This is a genomic window from Ancylobacter sp. 3268, assembly GCF_031456575.1.
Lineage (GTDB): Bacteria > Pseudomonadota > Alphaproteobacteria > Rhizobiales > Xanthobacteraceae > Ancylobacter.
The window spans coordinates 128,688-147,316 of record NZ_JAVDUX010000008.1; the positions used below are offsets into that span (position 1 = coordinate 128,688).

The 18,629-nt window shown below is 67.1% G+C and carries 15 protein-coding genes; 13 read left to right on the forward strand and 2 right to left on the reverse strand.

The annotated features are described in order from the left end of the window. Nucleotides 1–52: 52 nt before the first annotated feature. Nucleotides 53–994, reverse strand: a complete 942-nt coding sequence (locus J2X65_RS13295; protein ID WP_310201710.1) for an aminotransferase class IV — start codon at nt 992–994, stop codon at nt 53–55. Between the two features lie 373 nt (nt 995–1,367). Between J2X65_RS13295 and J2X65_RS13300 the strand changes: the two genes are divergently transcribed. The 3 genes from J2X65_RS13300 (at nt 1,368) to J2X65_RS13310 (ending at nt 4,563) form a co-directional block, all read left to right on the forward strand. Beyond that, nucleotides 1,368–2,078, forward strand: a complete 711-nt coding sequence (locus J2X65_RS13300) for a GntR family transcriptional regulator (protein ID WP_310201713.1) — start codon at nt 1,368–1,370, stop codon at nt 2,076–2,078. A gap of 175 nt (nt 2,079–2,253) precedes the next feature. Beyond that, nucleotides 2,254–3,633, forward strand: coding sequence for an aminotransferase class III-fold pyridoxal phosphate-dependent enzyme (locus J2X65_RS13305; protein ID WP_310201715.1), 1,380 nt, complete (start codon nt 2,254–2,256; stop codon nt 3,631–3,633). A 69-nt stretch (nt 3,634–3,702) separates the two neighbouring features. Further along, a complete protein-coding gene (locus J2X65_RS13310) occupies nt 3,703–4,563 on the forward strand; it encodes an EamA family transporter (RefSeq protein ID WP_310201717.1) in 861 nt (286 codons plus the stop codon). A 6-nt stretch (nt 4,564–4,569) separates the two neighbouring features. Here J2X65_RS13310 and J2X65_RS13315 read toward each other — a convergent pair whose 3' ends face one another. After that, the gene (locus J2X65_RS13315; RefSeq protein WP_310201719.1) at nt 4,570–5,523 is read right to left on the reverse strand and encodes a helix-turn-helix domain-containing protein; all 954 of its coding nucleotides are present in this window, start codon (nt 5,521–5,523) and stop codon (nt 4,570–4,572) included. A 310-nt stretch (nt 5,524–5,833) separates the two neighbouring features. On the opposite strand from J2X65_RS13315, the gene J2X65_RS13320 reads away from it, so the two are divergent. The 10 genes from J2X65_RS13320 to J2X65_RS13365 all read left to right on the forward strand — a co-directional run bounded on the left by J2X65_RS13320 (nt 5,834) and on the right by J2X65_RS13365 (nt 18,608). Next, nucleotides 5,834–7,906: a hydantoinase/oxoprolinase family protein gene (locus J2X65_RS13320; RefSeq protein WP_310201721.1), complete on the forward strand. Its 2,073-nt coding sequence runs from the start codon at nt 5,834–5,836 to the stop codon at nt 7,904–7,906. Nucleotides 7,907–7,920: 14 nt separating this feature from the next. Beyond that, entirely contained in the window at nt 7,921–9,708 is a 1,788-nt protein-coding gene (locus J2X65_RS13325; protein WP_310201723.1) for a hydantoinase B/oxoprolinase family protein, read from the forward strand. Nucleotides 9,709–9,737: 29 nt separating this feature from the next. Further along, nucleotides 9,738–9,929, forward strand: a complete 192-nt coding sequence (locus J2X65_RS13330; protein WP_310201725.1) for a hypothetical protein — start codon at nt 9,738–9,740, stop codon at nt 9,927–9,929. A gap of 125 nt (nt 9,930–10,054) precedes the next feature. Beyond that, nucleotides 10,055–11,248: an ABC transporter substrate-binding protein gene (locus J2X65_RS13335; protein ID WP_310201727.1), complete on the forward strand. Its 1,194-nt coding sequence runs from the start codon at nt 10,055–10,057 to the stop codon at nt 11,246–11,248. A 63-nt stretch (nt 11,249–11,311) separates the two neighbouring features. Beyond that, nucleotides 11,312–12,094 (forward strand): ABC transporter ATP-binding protein, encoded by a 783-nt coding sequence (locus J2X65_RS13340; RefSeq protein WP_310201728.1) that lies wholly within the window; start codon nt 11,312–11,314, stop codon nt 12,092–12,094. Next, nucleotides 12,094–12,843 carry an ABC transporter ATP-binding protein gene (locus J2X65_RS13345; RefSeq protein WP_310201730.1) on the forward strand — a complete coding sequence of 250 codons (750 nt, stop codon included), beginning with the start codon at nt 12,094–12,096 and terminating at the stop codon, nt 12,841–12,843. The genes J2X65_RS13340 and J2X65_RS13345 overlap by 1 nt, the downstream gene beginning before the upstream one ends. Next, nucleotides 12,840–13,754 carry a branched-chain amino acid ABC transporter permease gene (locus tag J2X65_RS13350; RefSeq protein WP_310201732.1) on the forward strand — a complete coding sequence of 305 codons (915 nt, stop codon included), beginning with the start codon at nt 12,840–12,842 and terminating at the stop codon, nt 13,752–13,754. The genes J2X65_RS13345 and J2X65_RS13350 overlap by 4 nt, the downstream gene beginning before the upstream one ends. 12 nt (nt 13,755–13,766) lie before the next feature. Beyond that, nucleotides 13,767–14,846 (forward strand): branched-chain amino acid ABC transporter permease, encoded by a 1,080-nt coding sequence (locus J2X65_RS13355; protein ID WP_310201734.1) that lies wholly within the window; start codon nt 13,767–13,769, stop codon nt 14,844–14,846. Between the two features lie 39 nt (nt 14,847–14,885). Next, nucleotides 14,886–16,907, forward strand: a complete 2,022-nt coding sequence (locus tag J2X65_RS13360; protein ID WP_310201736.1) for a hydantoinase/oxoprolinase family protein — start codon at nt 14,886–14,888, stop codon at nt 16,905–16,907. A 12-nt stretch (nt 16,908–16,919) separates the two neighbouring features. Then, nucleotides 16,920–18,608, forward strand: a complete 1,689-nt coding sequence (locus tag J2X65_RS13365) for a hydantoinase B/oxoprolinase family protein (protein ID WP_310201738.1) — start codon at nt 16,920–16,922, stop codon at nt 18,606–18,608. The last annotated feature ends 21 nt before the right edge of the window (nt 18,609–18,629 follow it).

An 18,629-nucleotide genomic window follows, 5' to 3' on the forward strand; every position in this document is an offset into this window, starting at 1 on the left:
AAAATCTGTGTGGAAGGCTTGTTGTCGGCTCGTTCCGGAAAGGGCCTCGGTGTCAGACGGCCGTGTAGTCGACCGGCTCGCCGTGCCAGCCCTGCTTGCGCTTTTCCCAATAGGTCTCGCGCAGCTTCTGGGTCAGCGGGCCCGGGCGGTCATTGTTCAGGATGCGCCCGTCGAGGCGGCTGACGCCGATCGGCCCGCCGGCGGTGGAGGAAACCAGGATCTCGTCGGCGTCGCGCAGTTCGTCGACGCTGACATCGCGCACTTCGCAGGGAAGGCCGAGCTCGGCGCACAGCTCGATCACCGATAGCCGGGTGATGCCGCCGAGCACGTTGCGGTCCGGCGTGGCGACCACCCCGTTGGTGATGCAGAAGACGTTGTAGCCCGGCCCTTCGGTGACGTTGCCGGCGGCGTCGAGCAGGATCGGGTTGTCGGCCCCCTGTTCGTCCGCCTCGAACAGCGCGGCGGTCATGTCGGCCCAGTGGAAATTCTTCGCCCGCGCATTGACCGAGGATTCCGGAATGCGCGGCGTCGAGGCGATGACCATATGGGCGCCGCGCTCGATGATTTCCGGTTTCATCAGCCAGATGAACGGGATGGCATAGGCGATGAGATAGGGGCGGGCATTCTTCGGGTGATACTGGGTGCCCGGCGCCGGGCGCCCGCGCAGGCAGTCCATGGCGACATAGGCCTCGCGCAGGCCGGCGAGCGCCACCAGCCTGTGCAGGATGGCGCGGATGTCGTCGTCGCTCTCCGCCGGCACCAGCCGCGAGAACTCCATCGAGGCGCGGAAGCGCTTGAGATGATCGTTGATGCGGAAGAACGAGCCGTCCCAGACGCTGACCACGTCATAGACCACGTCCGAACGGCGATAGCCCCAGTCGGTGACCGGGATACGGGCTTCGCTCAGCGGCATGTAGGCGCCGTCGACATAGGCGGCGCCGGCGGCGAAGGCGGACGTGTCCGAGGCCGTGGGGGACTGGATCGGGAGGTTCATGTCGCGGTCCGCTTTGCACGAGTGTTGACGTCGCCCGACCCGGCGCCACGCAACATCGCGGGCACCGTCGCCAGAAGGCGGCAGAGGAAAAGTACGGGTGCTCTGGTGCAGCCCCTATGTGATCACAGGGTGTCGAGACGAACTATACGGGTGCTCAAAACGGTGTCAATTACTGTTCGTGAACATAAAATATGCGATAGCGGATGCAAAGCTGAGCAAGCATCTGCTGTGCCGCGCCAGTGTTCAGGTTGATCGATGTCCGCGTGTGATCACATCGCCTGCGCAATGGGGTGTCGATCATTCCCTCAACAAAATCCATGATATAGCCAGCATTGGTCGGGTGCGGCGCGGCGTTGTCTCGGGGTGGGGTGTCATGAGGGATCCGGATGCAGGCAAGGCGGCCCACACGCTGTCCGGTCAGATCGCTGACGCCTTGCGCCAGCGCCTGCTAATGGGCGAGCTCCTGCCCGGTGCGAAGGTGTCGCTGCGTTCGCTGGCTGCCAGCTTCGGCACCAGCATGCAGCCGGCGCGCGATGCCGTCTCCTCGCTGGTGGCCGAGGAGGCGCTGGAGATCACGCCGACGCGTGTCATACAGGTGCCCGAGCTCAGCCGTCAGAACTGCGACGACATTTTCCGCATGCGGGTGCTCATCGAGGGCGATGCGGCGGCTTTGTTCGTGCGGCGCGCAAGCGAGCAGGAGTTCGCCAAGTTGCAGGCTCTCTCGGAGGCGGTGCGGCCGGAGCGGCTCGGCATGGCCTTCACCGATCACATGCGCGCGCATATCCAGGGTTTCAACGATTGGTCGTTCTTCGTCGGAGACCGCTGCGGCTCGCCGCTGATGAGGGCGCTGATCCATCGCCTGCGCGTGCGCATGGCGCCGGTGGTGGCGCTTGCCCTGTGCCGCGATGCTGACGAGGACTATTCCTTCCTCGAATTCTCCACTCACATCATGATGGAAATGGCCTGGGTGGCCCGCTCGCGCGATGGCGAGCGCATGCGCGACCTGCGCCGCTCCGACATCCTCACCTATCAGCGCTATCTCTACCGGCGACTCGGCTGGACGCTGGATGGGCGCTCTTCCTAGCTGGCCTCGTTCGTGATCACAGATGGTGAGCTGGGTGCGGTCCGTGTGTCGAAAGGCGCGGCTCCATCCGTTTTTACGCTGACGAATACTGATGACGACATTCTCTCTTGACCGCCGTCTCGCCGCGCCGATAGCCTTGTCGTGACTGTGATCACACAAAACGAGAGGCGCGACGATGAATGTCCTGGCGCGGGGCACCAACCACCCCGGCAATCTGGCCCTGCTGCCGTTCTCCAACCTGCAGAAGCTGCGCGAGGAACGCCCGCTGATGTTCGTACGAGGGAAGGGCATCTACACCTTCGACGAGCAGGGCAAGGACTATATCGAGGCGGTCTCGACCTTCTATTGCGTCAATCTCGGCTTCAGCGACGAGGAGCTCATCGAGGCGGCGGTGGAGCAGCTGCGCGCCCTGCCGATGTATCCCTCGGGCATCCACCGCACCGTGCCGGTGGTGATGGAGCTGGCCGAGCGGCTGGCGGCGGTGGCGCCGGTACGCGGCGGCCATGTGATGTTCGCCACCACCGGCTCGGAGGCCAATGACCAGCTGGTGAAGTTCACCTGGTATGCGAACCGGGTTGCCGGCGAGCCGACGCGCCGCAAGATCATCTCGCGCCGTGCCAGCTATCACGGCGGCACCATCGCCACCACCGCACTGGGCGGCAGTGCGGCGCTGCAGGAGGCGTTCGGCATCCCCACCGGCGACAGCCTGTTCGTCTCGCATCCTACCTGGCCGATCGGGGCGCTGCCGGGCGAGACCGAGACCGCCTATGCCGACCGCCTTGTCGAGGAACTGCGGCAGACCATCGAGGCGGCCGGCCCGGAGACCGTCGCGGCCTTCATCGCCGAGCCGGTCTCGGTGTCGTCGGGCATGTTCCCGCCGCCGCAGGGTTATTTCACCAAGATCAAGGCGCTGCTCGACGGCTATGGCATCCGCCTCTATGCCGACGAGGTCGTCACCGGCTTCGGCCGCACCGGCAAGATGTGGGGCAGCGAGACGCTCGGCATCGAGCCGGACTGCATCAGCTGCGCCAAGGGCCTGTCCGGCGCCTATCAGCCGATCTCGGCGGTGGTGATGTCGGACGATTTCTACAGCCAGCTGGAAGAGGGGGCCAACGCGGCCGGCATCTTCAACCATGGCGGTACCTATGGCGGCCATCCGGTCTCCGCCGCCGTCGCCCTCAAGGTCCTCGACATCTATGAGCGGCGCAACATCCTCGGCCATGTGCAAGCGGTCATGCCGGTCTGGCAGAAGGCACTGGCAAGTCTTGAAGATCACCCGCTGGTGACCGCGACCCGCTGCTTCGGCATGGCCGGTGCCGTGCAGATCGCCCCGCCTGGGGAAGGCGGGCCGGCGGCGGCCTCGCCCTCTTTGGCACCGGGCGGGCTCAGCCAGCAGCTCTATATGGCCGGGCTGGCGGCCGGCGTGGTCGTGCGGCCGCTGCAGGGCTGCGTCGTGCTGTCGCCGCCGCTGATCATCACCGAGGCGGAGATCGGCGAGCTCACCCGCCGCCTGCGTCTTGCTCTCGACGCCACTCTCGCCGCCTTGCCGCGCTGACCCGGCGCGCTGGGCGCGCCTGCCGAAGCGGGGCGGCCTCGGCCATCCCGGTGCGGCCGAGTTTCCGCTATGTCCCCGATCGACAAGCTCCTGGCGGTGGCGGTGGTCGCCTGCTGGTCCGCCAATCTCGTGCTGGTAAAGCTCGGCGTGGCGGAAATCCCGCCGCTGCTGATGAGCCTGCTGCGGTTCACGCTGGTGGCGGCGCTGCTGGTGCCGTTCCGGCGCATCACCCGCCGGCATCTGCCGTGGGTCATGCTGGTGTCCGTCACTTTCGGGGCCATGCATTTCGGGTTTCTTTTCATCGCGCTGGGCCTCACCGAGGCCGGGACCAGCGCGGTGCTGGTGCAGCTCGGCGCGCCCATGGCCAGCCTGCTTGCCTGTCTGGTGTTCCGCGAGCCGCTCGGCGTGGTGCGGGCAGCGGGGCTTGCCATGACGGTTGGCGGCGTCGTGGTACTGGCCCTCGGGCCGACTTTTCCCGGCCCGCTGGCGCTCGGCCTGCTGATTGCCAGCGCCGCCGGCTGGGCGGTCACCAATCTGGTCGTGAAGATGATGCCGCCGCTGGATGCGATGGCGCTGACCGGCTGGTCGGCGCTGTTCACCATTCCGCAGCTGGCGATCGCCACCTTGCTGTTCGAGCGCCATTCCTGGACCGGCCTTGCAAGCGTCGGCTGGCACGGCTGGGGAGCGGTGGTCTATAGTGCGCTGGTGTCGTCGGTGCTGGCCTATGGTGTCTGGTATCGTCTGCTGGCGCGCAATTCGGTGAATGCCGTCGTGCCCTATTCCATGCTCAACCCGGTGTTCACCATCGGCCTCGGCGCGCTGGTCTTCGGCGAGACGGTGCCGGTGCTGAAGCTGGCGGGCACGCTGCTTATCCTGGCCGGTGTCGTGCTCGTCCTGCTGCCGCGCCAGGTGGTCGCGCGGACAGGGTAGGGCGGCTTAGCCGCGCCGGGTGTATTCCTGTGGCGAGATGCCTGTCGCGGCGCGGAACACGCGGCTGAAATAGGCAGGTTCGGCGAAGCCGACCGCATAGGCGATGGAGGAGATCGAGGCGCGCGTCACATCGCGCGTATCGAGTAGCCGGCGTGCTTCCAGGAGGCGGCGGCTGCGGATCGCGGCCGAAAGCGTTTCGCCGTGATCGGCGAAGATCTTCTGAAGGTAGCGCTCGGACAGCTTCAGCGCGCGCACGACGTCGCCAGCGCCGAAATCGGGGTCGCGGAAGCGGCCGTCGATCACCTGCAGCGCGCGCTGGCGATGGGCGAGGCGCACCGCCGTCTCGTCACAGTTGCTGTCGGCGCCGGCAATGACGAGGGCCAGCAGATCGAGCATGTGCCCGGTGATGCGGTGGCCGATCGCCGGGTCGATGGAAATGCCGTGGCTGCAGAACGAATTGGCGAAATCCAGGAAGAGGCGCACCATGACGTGGTCGCCGAAATCATGCGCCGTCCAATCATTGATGCTGGGCGTGCGCTCGCGCATGGCGGGGCCGGGAAAGCGGAGGCTGTGGAAGGTCGCTGTCTTCGGCTGATCATAATCATAGGCTTCCAGCGAGCTCACGAAAGCAAACCGCCCCGGCGCCAGATCGGCGTGCCGGCCGCGCTGGCGGAAGGACAGGCCCTCGTCCAGCAGCACCGGCAGAAAGTAGAAGTCTTCCGGCTTCTGGGCGATCAGCGGTGCCGTGCGTCGTACGAACACCGGATCGGAATGGTATCTGGCGAGCCGGATGCCGGCGATGTCGATGCTTTGCACCCAGCCTCTCGCGAAGTCCGGGCCGGCGCTGAGATCGACGGCGTAGAAATATTCGTGCTGAGCCTCGGCCCATGCCTGCCCTCGACGGGCGGGATGCAGGGGGGCGACGTCGAACCGGCTCACGACAATCGGGGCTTCGTTCACGTGCGGTCATCCCAGTGAAGCAGCGTGGGGCAGGCCGGATGCGGACTCTAAGGCCGGCACGGGTGGCGGGACAGGCCAAACTTCGCGCAAGACCAAGCCGGGCAATGGGCAAAGCCGGCCATTACCGACATTGACTGTACAAAAAATATGCAGATTCGGCGCCTGCCCTGTATAGGGCGGTTTCGTCCAGCTCTTTGTTCGTTCAGCGACAAACGCGTCGGAACGTGCCGGCTAAACTTTCCTCGCTCCGGGTTTCGAGGCGAGTTGGATGCCCGGCCCACGTCGCCCGCGCCGTGTCGAGGAACGTCTCATGGCCTATCGCATTTCCGTCGATACGGGCGGCACCTTCACCGATGTCATCGTCAGCGACGGTACCGGCAGCTTTATCATCGGCAAGGCGCTGACCACGCGCAGCCGCATCTTCCTCGGCATGCGCGACGCCATCGAGTCGGCGGCGCTGCAGCTCGGCATATCGCTGGAGACCTTGCTGGCCGAGGCCGAGCTGCTGATCTACGGCACCACCCGCGCCACCAACGCCATCGTCACCAAGACGGTGGCGAAGACCGCCTTCGTCACCACCGCCGGCTTTCCCGACACGCTGTTGCTGAAGGAGGGCGGTAAGTTCAACCCGCACGACTTCAGCCAGGATTACCCCGATCCCTATATCGCCCGTCGCCACACTTTCGAGTTGACCGAACGCGTCGGCGCCGACGGTGTCGCCACGATCCCGCTTGACGAAGCGCAGGCGCGCGAGGTGATCGCCAAGCTCAAGGCGCGGGGCTTCGAGGCGGTGGCGGTGTGCCTCTTGTGGTCCATCGCCAATCCGGCGCACGAAATGCGCTTCGCCGAATTGCTGGACGAATTGCTGCCGGGCGTGCCCTACACGCTGTCGCATCGGCTGGTGCCGGTGGTGCGCGAATATCGCCGCGCGTCGGCCACCGCCATCGACGCCTCGCTGAAGCCGCTGATGCAGGATCACCTGCGCGGGCTGGAGAAGGATCTCACGGCGGCAGGTTTTGCCGGGCAGGTGCTGGTCAGCACCACCGAAGGCGGCTGCAACCATATCGACGCGCTGGTCGAGAAGCCGATCTACACGGTCGGCTCCGGGCCGGCCATGGCGCCGATCGCCGGGCTGACCTTCTCCACGCTCGAAACTCTCGGCGACGACGTCATCATCTGCGACACCGGCGGCACCACCTTCGACGTCGGGCTGGTCCGCGACGGGCGGCTGACCTTCACCCGCGACACCTGGCTGGGGCCGGCCTATACCGGCGACCTGCTCGGCATCTCCGCCGTCGACATGCGCTCCATCGGGGCCGGCGGCGGGTCGATCGCCTGGATCGACGAGGGCGGGCTGATGCGCGTGGGGCCGCAATCGGCCGGCGCCGAGCCGGGCCCGGCCTGCTATGGGCGCGGCGGCACGCTGCCGACCGTCTCCGATGCCGCCGTGGTGCTCGGCTATTTCGATCCCGATTATTTCCTCGGCGGCCGGATGAGGCTCGATGTCGACGCCGCGCGGCGCGCGGTGTTGACGGTGGCCGAGCGCATCGGCCTTTCCGTCGAGGAGACGGCGTTCCGCATCCTCAGCCTCGCCAGCGACCTGATGATGCGGGCCATCGCCGACATCACGGTCAATGAGGGCGTCAATCCGCGCGAGAGCACCATCGTCGCCGGCGGCGGCGCGGCCGGTATCAACATCATGACCATCGCCAAGGAACTCGGCTGCGAGCGGGTGATCCTTCCCAAGGTCGCTTCGGCGCTCTCGGCCTCCGGCATGCAGTTCGCCGACATCGTCGCGGAGGAGACGGCGAGCCTTGTCACGCTGACCAATCGCTTCGATGCCGCCAGCGTCAACGAGGTGCTGGCGGGTCTGGAGGCCAGGCTGGAGACATTTCGCGCCACCCTGCCGGGCGCGAAGGGAGACTACCGCATCGATCTGGTGGCCGAGGCCCGCTATCTCGGCCAGGTGTGGGAGCTCGACACGTCGTTGCCGGTGCGGCGCTTCGAGAGCGACGGCGATCGCGCCGCGCTGGTCGAGGCCTTCCACCAGGTGCATGAGCGCGTCTTCGCCGTGCGCGATCCCGGCAGCCCGGTCGAGGTGGTGAACTGGAAGGCCCGGCTGGTGGTGAACCTCGCCAAGCCGCCGGAGCCCGAGGCCGCCGTCGGGCGCCTTGCCGCCGGGCCGCCGACCGGGATGCGCGACTGCTTCTTCGGCGACCGCACGCCGCTCCCCACCGCCATCTACAAGGCCGCCGACGTTGCGCCCGGTCTCCTCATCAGCGGCCCGGCCATCGTCGAGGAGCCGACCACGACGCTGGTCGTCTACCCCGGCATGTCGGCCGAGGTCAGCGCCACCGGCAACTACCTGCTGCGCATCGCTTGAGAGGGGAACCGCCCATGACCGCCGGTACGCATGCCGAGTTCGACCCTTATCTGACCGCGATCATCGCCAACCGCGTCGACGGCATCGTGCGCGAGATGACGCATACGCTGCTGCGCGCCGCCCGCTCGGCGGTGATCAACAGCGCCCGCGACTTCAGCTGCTCGATCTGCACCGGCGACAATCAACTGCTCGCCTCCGCCGAAGGCCTGCCGATCCACATCTTCGGCAGCCACATGCAGACCCGCGCCATGGCCGACTTCCATGGCGCCGATATTCGCGAGGGCGATTGCTACCTGCACAACGACCCTTATTCCGGCAACACCCATGCCGCCGACCACACCTTTCTGGTGCCGGTATTCTTCGAGGGCGAGCATCTGTTCACCACCGTCGCCAAAGCGCACCAGGCCGATATCGGCAATGCGCTGCCCACCACCTACTCCGCGACCGCCCGCGATCAATATGAGGAAGGCGCCCTCATCTTCCCGGCGGTGCGGGTGCAGCGCGACTACGCGACGGACGAGAACGTCGTGCGCATGTGCCGCTCGCGCATCCGCGTGCCCTCGCAATGGTATGGCGACTTCCTGGCCGGCATCGGCTGTGCCCGCGTCGGCGAGCGGCGGCTGAAGGAGCTCTGCGCCAAATACGGCAAGGAGCGCATCAAGACCTTCATCCGCGACTGGCTGGACTATTCCGAGCAGCGCATGGTGCAGGCGATCCGCAAGCTGCCGGCGGCGACGCTGACCAATAGCGGCGCGCATGACCCGTTCGGCACCCTGCTGCCGGACGGCATCCCGCTGAAGGTGACGGTGAGGATCCAGCCCGATGAGGGCGTGATCGATCTCGATCTCACCGACAATGTCGACAATGTCGATTGCGGATTCAACGAGAGCGAGGCCTGTGCCACCTCCTCGACGGTGGCGGGGGTGTTCAACTCGATCGATTCCACCGTGCCGCGCAATTCCGGCTCCTTCCGCCGCATCAACGTGCATCTGCGGGACGGCGCCGTGGCCGGCCGGCCGAAATTCCCGCATAGCTGCTCGGTCGCCACCACCAATATCGCCGATCGGCTGATCAACATCGTGCAGTCGTCCTTCGCGCAGATCGGCGAGGGCTGGGGGCTGGCGGAGGGGGGCGTCGGCATGGGCGCGGGCTTTGCGGTGATCTCCGGCAAGGACGACCGCAGCGACGACGGCGCCTTCGTCAACCAGCTGATCATCACCGGCGCCGGCGGACCGGGCGCGCCGGCGGCGGATGGCTGGCCGACCTACGCGCTGCCGGTGGTCGGCGGGCTGATGTACCGCGACAGCGTCGAGATCGACGAGCTCAAGCATCCGATGCGCTTCCATTTCCTGCGCATCCTTCCGGGCACCGGCGGGGCCGGCCGCTTTCGCGGCGCGCCGGCGATGGAACTCGCCTACGGCCCCACCAGGTTCGCCATGGATGTGCTCTGGCCGTGCGACGGCACCCACTACCCGCCGAAAGGCGTGCGTGGCGGGCAGGACGGCACCTGCGCCCGGCATTTCCGGGTGGAGGCCGATGGCCGGGAGACCGAGCTGCCCAACATCGTCAACCTTCGCCTGGAGAAGGGCGCCTATGTGCGCGGCAACCACACCTCCGGCGGCGGCTATGGCGACCCCCGGCAGCGCGATCCGCGCCGGGTGCTGAAAGACGTCCTCGAAGGCTACGAGACCGAGGCCCGCGCCCGCGACCTGTACGGCGTCGTGCTCACCGGCAGCATCGAGGACGAGACGCTCGACATCGACCACGAAGCGACCGCCGCCCGTCGCGCGCCGGCGAACTGAAGAGCCGGACCCGGACCCAGGAGAAGACCATGCGTTTCTCGGCCAACCGCCTCTACATCGAAGCCTATGAGAAGTGCCCGAACTGCGGCGTGCTGCTCTACGACACCCCGGACGCCCGCGCCTCCTGGGTGATCCAGAACGGCAAGACCTATTGCTCGCAATGGTGCGTGACCTGGCAGGCCGACCGCGCGGCCCGGCGGGCATCTGCCCCCGCCGGCTGACGGCTCCGCCCTTCCGTCTGCGGGGAGCGCTGCCTGCCTATGGGTGGCCTCCGGTGAAATGACGTTCCCCTTGATGTGAACGGCGCGCCATGGGCGTGCCCCCTGTTGCTGATGGAGCAGACCGGATGAGAAAGTTGCTTTATGCGCTGCTCGGCAGCGTGGTCACCCTGCTGCCCCTGCAGCCGGCCCGCGCCGCCGACGAGATCACCCTCGGCATGGCCGTCGCCTTCTCCGGCTGGATGGAGGCCTATGACGGCGAGGCCACCAAGATGGCCCAGCTCTGGGTGGAGGAGCAGAACGCCAAGGGCGGCGTGCTCGGCAAGAAGATCAAAGTCATCACCGCCGACACCAAGACCGACCGCGTCGAGGGCGCCAAGGCCGGCAAGCAGCTGGTCGACGCCGGCGCCGACATGCTGCTGGTCTCTGCGGATTACGACTATGGCGCGCCCGCCGCGCTGCAGGCGCAGAAGGCGGGCATCATCTCGGTGTTCATCGGCGCTTCCGACCCCAAGGCCGGCGTGCTCGGCGTCGGCCCGCTCTCCTTCACCGCCAACAATGCCGCCCAGCTCGAGGGCGCGGTAATGGCTGAGTGGGGCTATGAGAAGAAGGGCCTGCGCAAGGGCTACATGCTGGTCGACGAGACGCTCGAATACAACAAGTCCGCCTGCGCCGGCTATGAATGGATGCTGCCGCTGAAGAAGGGCGAACTGGTCGGGCAGGATTCCTTCAAGAGCCAGGACGCGACCATCTCCTCGCAGGTCACCCGCCTGTCGGAAGCGATCCGCACCAAGGGTGTCGACCATGTGATGCTGTGCTCGGCCAACCCGGCGGCGGCGAGCGCGCTGCGCCAGCTGCGGGCGGCGGGCATCGCCATTCCGGTGCTGTCGGCGACCGCGATGGACGGCACCTACTGGGTGAATTCGGTGCCGGGACTGAAGGACTTCTACCTGCCCGTGCAGGCGCTGGTGAAGGACGATCCGCGCCCGGACGTGAACGCGCTGACCGCCGCCTTCGAGAAGAAATACGGCAAGCCGCCGACCACGCAATATGCCTACCCGATCTATGCCTTCCTGCAGATGTGGGCGGCCGCCGCCGTCAAGACCGGCACCACCGACAGCAAGGCCGTGGTGGGGGCGCTGAACGAGATGGGCGACTTCCCCACCGTGATCGGTCCGCGCTCCTTCTCGCCCAAGCTGCACATCCAGACCCGGAACCCGATGTTCGTCGTCTCCTATGACGGCGACAAGGAGACCTCGGTCGGCGAGTGGACGATCAGCCAGGCCATTCCCGACGCGGTGCTCTACCGCCTGAAGAAGTAGCCGCCGCGCCGCTTCCGGCCGGCGGGCGCCCCGCCGGCCGGCCCGCAACCGCAGGATGCCCGGATGAGCGAAATTCCCGCCTTCATCGAGCCGCCTTCGCTCGGCGTCGATCGCGCGCTGACCAATGCGGCGATGCTCGCCGCCGAGGGATTGTCGGTGCGCTTCAGTGGCCTGCTGGCGATTTCGGATGTCACCATCCGGCTGGCGCGCCACGAGATCCTCGGGCTGATCGGACCGAACGGTGCCGGCAAGACCACGCTGGTCAACTGCCTGACCGGTTTCCAGAGGCCGACCGAGGGGCGGGTGATGCTCGGTGACGAGGACACCGCCGGCTGGTCCGCGGCGCGCTTCCGCGCCCATGGCATCGCCCGCACCTTTCAGGCGGGACGGCTGTTCAAGGACATGACCGTGGCTGAGAACGTCGAGGTTACCGGCGTCGGTCTCGGCCTCGGCCTGAAGGCGGCGCGCGAGCACGCGATGGCGATGCTGGGCTGGATCGGCCTTGCCGACAAGGCGCGGGCCAAGGCCGGCACCCTTGCCTACACCGATCAGCGCCGGCTGGGCATCGCCCGGGCGCTGGTGCTGTCGCCGGCCTTCATCCTGCTCGACGAACCGGCGGCCGGCATGTCTGACGCCGAGTGCGAGGAACTGATGACCCTCGTTGCCGCGATACCCAGGACCTTCACCTCCGGCGTGCTGCTGATCGAGCACAATATGCGGGTGGTGATGGGCATCAGCCACCGGGTGCATGTGCTCGACGGCGGCAAGACGCTTGCGGAGGGTTCGCCGGCGGAAATCCAGAAACATGAGGCGGTGATGGCCGCCTATCTCGGCATGGAGGCCTGATGGGCGCGCTCCTCACCGTTGACGACGTGCATGTGCGCTATGGCGATCTCGTCGCCTTGCGCGAGGTGTCGCTCACCGTAGCGCAGGGCGAGGTGGTCTGCGTCATCGGCCCCAATGGCGCCGGCAAATCGACCCTGCTGGCAGCGGTCGCCGGCGGCGTCGCGCCCTGGCGCGGCTCGATCCGTTTCGGCGACGCCGAGGTGGTGGGTCTCCGGCCCGAACTCGTCGCCCGGCAGGGCCTTTCGCTGGTGCCGGAGGGGCGGCACATCTTCGGTACGCTGACGGTCGACGAGAACCTGAGGATCGGCGGTTTCATCCACAAGGGCCGCGCCGAGGCCAAGGCCGACCATGAGCGGCTGCTCGAGCTGTTTCCCCGGCTGCGCGAACGACTGAACTTCCCCGCCGGGCGGCTGTCGGGCGGGGAGCAGCAGATGCTGGCGGTCGCCCGAGCGGTGATGACGCGGCCCCGCCTGCTGCTGGTCGACGAGCCCTCGCTCGGCCTCGCCCCGCGCATCGTCGACCAGATCTACGAGATCCTGCTCGACCTGCGGCGGCGCGAGGGCCTGACGCTCATCATCAACGAGCAGAGCTCGAACCGCATCCTGAAGCATGCCGACCGCATCTATGTGCTGCGCGGCGGGCGCATCCAGCTGGAAGGCCGCGCCGCCGATCTCGCCGATGGCGAGGCGATCCGCAGCGCCTATTTCGGCTTCGGCTCCCCGGCGACCCTGGAGGGAGTGGCCCCATGATCGGGTTCCTGCAGAACCTCATCGACGCCGTCAGCCTCGGCAGCATCTATGCGTTGACCGCGCTCGGCATCGGGCTGCTGTTCGGCATATTGCGGCTGATCAACTTCGCCCATGGCGACTACATCACCATCGGCGCCTATGCACTGATCGTCCCTTCCGCCGACGTGACGGCGCGCCTGCTCATCGGCGATCTGCCGCTCGTCGTGATGACGCCGCTGATCTGCCTCATCGTCGTCGTGGCGGCGCTGCTCTCCGACGTGCTGGTGTTCCGGCCGCTGCGGCGGGCTTCCTCGCCGACATTGATGATCGCCTCCTTCGCCGTCAGCTACATCATCCAGAACGGGGTGATGATGCTTTACGGCGCGCGGCCCAAGGCGGTGGACCTGTGGAGCGGCGCCAACACCCAGATCCTGATCGGCGACCTCCGGGTGCCGATGCTGCAGCTGATCATCCTCGTGGTCACGCTGGTACTGATGACCGCGCTGACGCTGTTCCTGCGGAAGACTCCCTACGGCATCCAGATGCGCGCCGCCGCCGAGGATTTCCGCATGGCGACCTATCTCGGCGTGCGCGGCAACCTCGTCATCGGCCTCGCCTTCGCCATCAGCGGCATCCTCGCCGCGGCGGTGTCGCTGCTCTACACCACGCAATCCGGCTCGCTCAGCCACACCATGGGGCTGCCGCTCGCCCTGTTCGCCTTCGTGGCGGTGGTGGTGGGCGGCATGGGCAGCCTGGTCGGCGCGGTGGTGGGCGGCTTCACCATCGGCATCATCGTGACCATGCTCCAGGCCTATCTGCCGCCCGAGCTGCGCGCCTTTCGCGATGCCTTCGCCTTCGCCTTCGTCATCCTGGTGTTGCTGGTGCGGCCGGCCGGGCTGGTGCCCTCGCGCACCAGCTTCGAGCGCGTGTGAGGAGCGGCTGCGATGCGCGATTTCCTGATCCGCCACCAGACGCCGGCACTGCTGGTCGCCGGTCTGGCCGTCGCCGCCGGGCTGGGCGTGCTGACCGGCAACGAGACGGTGCAGGTGACGCTGACCGAGATGTTCATCCGCCTCGTGGTCGTCGTCGGGCTGTGGGTGTTCATCGGCAATTCCGGCATCATCTCCTTCGGCCATATCGGCTTCATGGGCGTCGGCGCCTATGCGGCCGCCTGGGCCTCGGCCGAGCCGGGCTTCAAGCAGATCATGCTGTCCGGCCTGCCGGTGTTCCTGCAGGAAAACCAGTATCCCTTCGCCTTCGCCATCATCGGCGCGACGCTGCTGCCGGCACTGGTCGCCCTGCTGCTTGGCATCGCGCTGATGCGGCTTTCCGGTACCGCCGCTTCCATCGCCACCTTCGCGGTGCTGATGATCGTCAACAGCGTCTATGCCAACTGGGATTCCGTCACCGCGGGTTCCTCTTCAATCATCGGCATCCCGACGGTGGTGGGGCCGTGGGTGGCGGTCGGCTTCGCCGCCGGCGCCGTGATCGTCGCCTATCTGTTCCAGGTCTCCCGCCTTGGCCTGATGCTGCGCGCCTCGCGCGACGACGAAGTGGCCGCGCGCGCCTCGGCGGTGGAGGTGAGGCGGATGCGGCTGGTCGCCTTCGTGCTCAGCGCTGCCATCGCCGGCGCCGGGGGCGGGCTCTATGCGCAGTTCCTCGGCATCCTCACCATCGACCCCTTCTATCTCGGGCTCACCTTCATCACCCTCGCCATGCTGGTGGTGGGGGGCATGTCGAGCCTGTCGGGCGCGGTGGCCGGGGTGTTCGCGGTGACCATCATCGTCGAGTTGCTGCGGGTCGCCGAGCGTGGCGTCTCGCTCGGGGCCATCGATATCGGGCTGCCGCTGGGCAGCCAGGAGATCGGCCTCGGCGTGCTGATGGCACTGATCCTGATCTTCCGTCCCAATGGCCTCTCCAACGGGCGCGAGCTCGTCTGGCCGCGTGCCACCCCGGCCGCAAAGGCCCTGGCCGGCCGCACCCTATCCCCCGAGCTGGCAGGCGATGCCGCGCCGTCGCCGTGATCACCATCCTTCCGATATTCGAGACAAAGGGCAGAAACGATGAGCACCAGATTCGGCGTCGACATCGGCGGCACCTTCACCGACTTCGTCGCCTATGACGAAGTCGGCCGCACCCTCAAGGCCTGGAAGAACCTGTCGACGCCGGAAAACCCGATCCAGGGCATCATGACCGGGCTGCGGACGTTCGGCGATCTCGATGCCATCGAGGCGGTGCGCCTGGGTACCACGGTCGCTACCAACGCGCTGCTAGAGGGCAAGGGAGCCCGCGTCGCCTATGTCACCACGGCGGGGTTTCGCGATATCCCTTTCATCGGCCGCGGCAACCGCAAGCACCACTACGACCTTGCCTGGGTAAAGCCGAAACCCTTCCTCAAGCGCCGCGACGCGCACGAGATCCGCGAGCGGATCGACGCAAGCGGCAGCGTGGCCGAGCCGCTGGACGAGGAGGGTGTCGCGCACCTCGCCGGCCAGCTGCGCGAAGCCGGCGAGATCGAGGCGGTCGCGGTGGTGCTGCTGCATTCCTACCTCACGCCGGTGCATGAGCGGCGGGTGAAGGAGATTTTCGCCGAGCACCTGCCGGGCGTGCCGGTGTCGATTTCCTACGACGTGCTGCCGAAGTGGAAGGAGCATTTCCGCGCCTCCACCACCATCTGCGACGCCTTCATCAAACCGGTGGTGGCGCGCCAGCTCGGCTCGATGCGTGCCGAGCTCGACGCCAACGGCATGCGCGCACCGGTGGTGGTGATGCGTTCCAATGGCGGCGAGATGAGCCTCGCCGGGGCGGTGGAGGGGCCGATCCAGATCGCGGTGTCCGGTCCCACCGGCGGGGTGATCGCCGCCAAGCGCACCTCCGAGCTGCTGGGCCTTCGCAATCTCGTCACGCTCGACATGGGCGGCACCTCTACCGATGTCTCCACCGTGGTCGACGGCAAGGAGAAGTTCACCACCGATTTCGAGATCGAGTGGGGCCGTCCGATCCAGATCCCGATGATCGACATCCGCACCATCGGCGCCGGCGGCGGCTCCATCGCGCGGATCGATGCCGGCGGCATGCTGGTGGTCGGGCCGGAGAGTGCCGGCGCCAATCCGGGCCCGGCCTGCTACGGGCGTGGCGGCACGCTGCCGACCGTCACCGATGCCAATGTGCTGCTGGGCCGCATCAGCCCTGACAATTTCCTCGGCGGATCGATGGCGCTCGACCGCGAGGCGGCCGCCAAGGCGGTGCAGCCGATCGCCGAAGCGCTGGGCCAGTCCATCGAGGAGGTGGCCTTCGCCATCGTGCGCATCGCCAACAACAACATGGTGGGCGCGCTACACACCGTACTGACCGAACAGGGGCTCGACCCGCGCGATTTCACCCTGGTCACCTTCGGTGGCGCCGGGCCGCTGCATGTCAGCGATCTGATGGAGGAGGCCTCGATTCCGAACGGCCTGGTGCCCAACTTCCCCGGACAGTTCTCCGCCTTCGGCTTCACCATGGCGGATGCGCGCGTCGATCGCTACCGCACCGTGCAGCTCAACTCGCGACGCTTTGACCGCGCGCGGGCGGCGGCGGCGATGGCCTCGCTGATCGAGGAATGCCGCGCCGAGCTGGCGACGCAGGGCCATGCGGATGCCGGCATCACCTGCAGCGTCGAGATGCGCTATCTCGGCCAGAACTACGAGCTGGAGATCCCGGTCGAGGCGCAGAGCTTCTCCGACGAGGAAGTCGCCACCATACTCGAGACCTTCCACGCCCAGCATGAGGCGCGCTTCGGTTTTCGGCTCGCCGACCATGTCGAGATCGTCAACTTCCTTGTCACCGGCACGGCCCGCACCGGGGCGCTGGAATTTCCCCAGGTCGGGTCGGCCGACGGTACGTCGTCGGTGCGTTCGCGCCGCCCGGTTTGGTTCGCCGGCGGCTGGCGCGACACGCCGGTCTATGACCGGGCGGACCTGAAGGAGGGGCATCTCGTCGAGGGGCCGGCCCTGGTGGAGGAGAACGCCTCCGTCACCGTGGTCAATCCCGGCATGACGCTCAGCGTCGACCGCTACGGCAATCTCCTCATCTCGGCCAACTAGGAGGCCCTGCACATGGACATGGTTTCGCTGAACATCGTCGGCGGCATCCTCGTTTCGATCTGCCGCGACATGGGGGTGACGCTGATGCGCACCTCCTATTCCACCATCTTCTCGGAATCGCTGGACTTCACCTGCGGTCTCGCCCTGCCGACGGGCGAGCTGATCGCCACCGGCGACTTCTGTCCCTCGATGATCGGCGGCATGCCGCTGCTGCTGCGCTCCTGCGTGCAGGAGATTCCGCTCGACGAGCTGGAGCCGGGCGATGTCATCCTGCACAACGACCCTTATCGCGGCGGGCTTCACACGCCGGAGCACACTTTCTTCAAGCCGGTGTTCCTCGAGGGCGAGTTGATCGGCTTCGCCGTGGCCATCGGCCATGTCTGCGAGGTCGGCGGCATGGCGCCCGCAGGGTTCGCCGGCGAGGCGACCGAGGTCTTTCACGAGGGGCTCCGGGTGCCGCCGGTCAAGATCATCCGCGCCGGCAAGGACGTCGACGATGTCTGGCGGCTGCTGCTCGCGAATGTGCGCACGCCTCGCTACAATTATGGCGACTTCCGCGCGCTGATCGCGTCCATCGATCTCGGCGAGCGGCGCATGAAGGAACTGGCCGCCAAGCACGGCGTCAAAGCCTTCGGCGAGCACGTGCACGCGCTGATGGACTATGCCGAGCGCCGCATGCGTGCCGAGATCGAGAAGATCCCGGACGGACGCTACCGCTTCGAGGACGTCATGGAAGACGACGGCATCGAGGACAAGGCCTACACGATCCGTGTCGAGGTCACGGTGAGCGGCAGCGATGTCATCATCGACTATCACGGCTCCTCGCCGCAGGCGAAAGGGCCGATCAACGCCACCCTCGGCGTGGCGCATGGCGCCGCGTACAACGCGCTGCTGCAGCTGACGGATTCCACCATTCCCAAGAATTCCGGCTGCTTCCGGCCGATAAGGATCCTCGCCGAGCCTGGCAGCATGCTCAATGTCAACTTTCCCGGTCCCTCGGTCGGCGGCAATACCGAGAGCCATTGCCGCATCGCCAATGCGGTGATGGGCGCGCTGGCGCCGGCGGTGAAGGAGCGCTCCGCCGCCACCGACGGTGCGAGCCATTCAAACTTCCTGTTCGGCGGCACGGATACCGAGACCGGCGAGTTCTTCTGCTGCTACGATCTGACCCCGGTCGGCTGGGGCGGGCGCAGCTTTGCCGATGGCAATGACGCCGTGGGCGGCATCAACGGCAATTGCCCGCATATTCCGGTCGAAGTGTTCGAGTTCCGTTTCCCCTGGCATATGGAGGAATTCCGGCTGGTGGACGGCTCCGGCGGGCCGGGGCAGTTCCGTGGCGGTCTCGCGCTGACCAAGACGCTGCTCTGCACCGATACCGACATGACCTTCAGCTATATGAGCGACCGCCAGAAGGTCTCGCCCTGGGGCATCCACGGGGGCGGCGAAGGCGCAAAGGCAGAGTTGTTCATCAAGCGTCGGGGCAGCGACGAGTGGCTGACCGCGACCCAGGCTTTCAACAAGGTTTCTCCCTCCAAATTCGCCAATGTGCCGGTGCGGCCGGGCGACCGCGTGAAGATCTCGTCGCCGGGCGGTGGCGGCTGGGGCGCGCCGGCCGATCGCGATCTGGAGCTGATCCGTGAGGACATGGCGGACGGCTTCATAACCGAGGAGCAGTTTCGCACCGTTTATGCCCGGGCTTGACAGCGGGATCCTCCCGCGGCC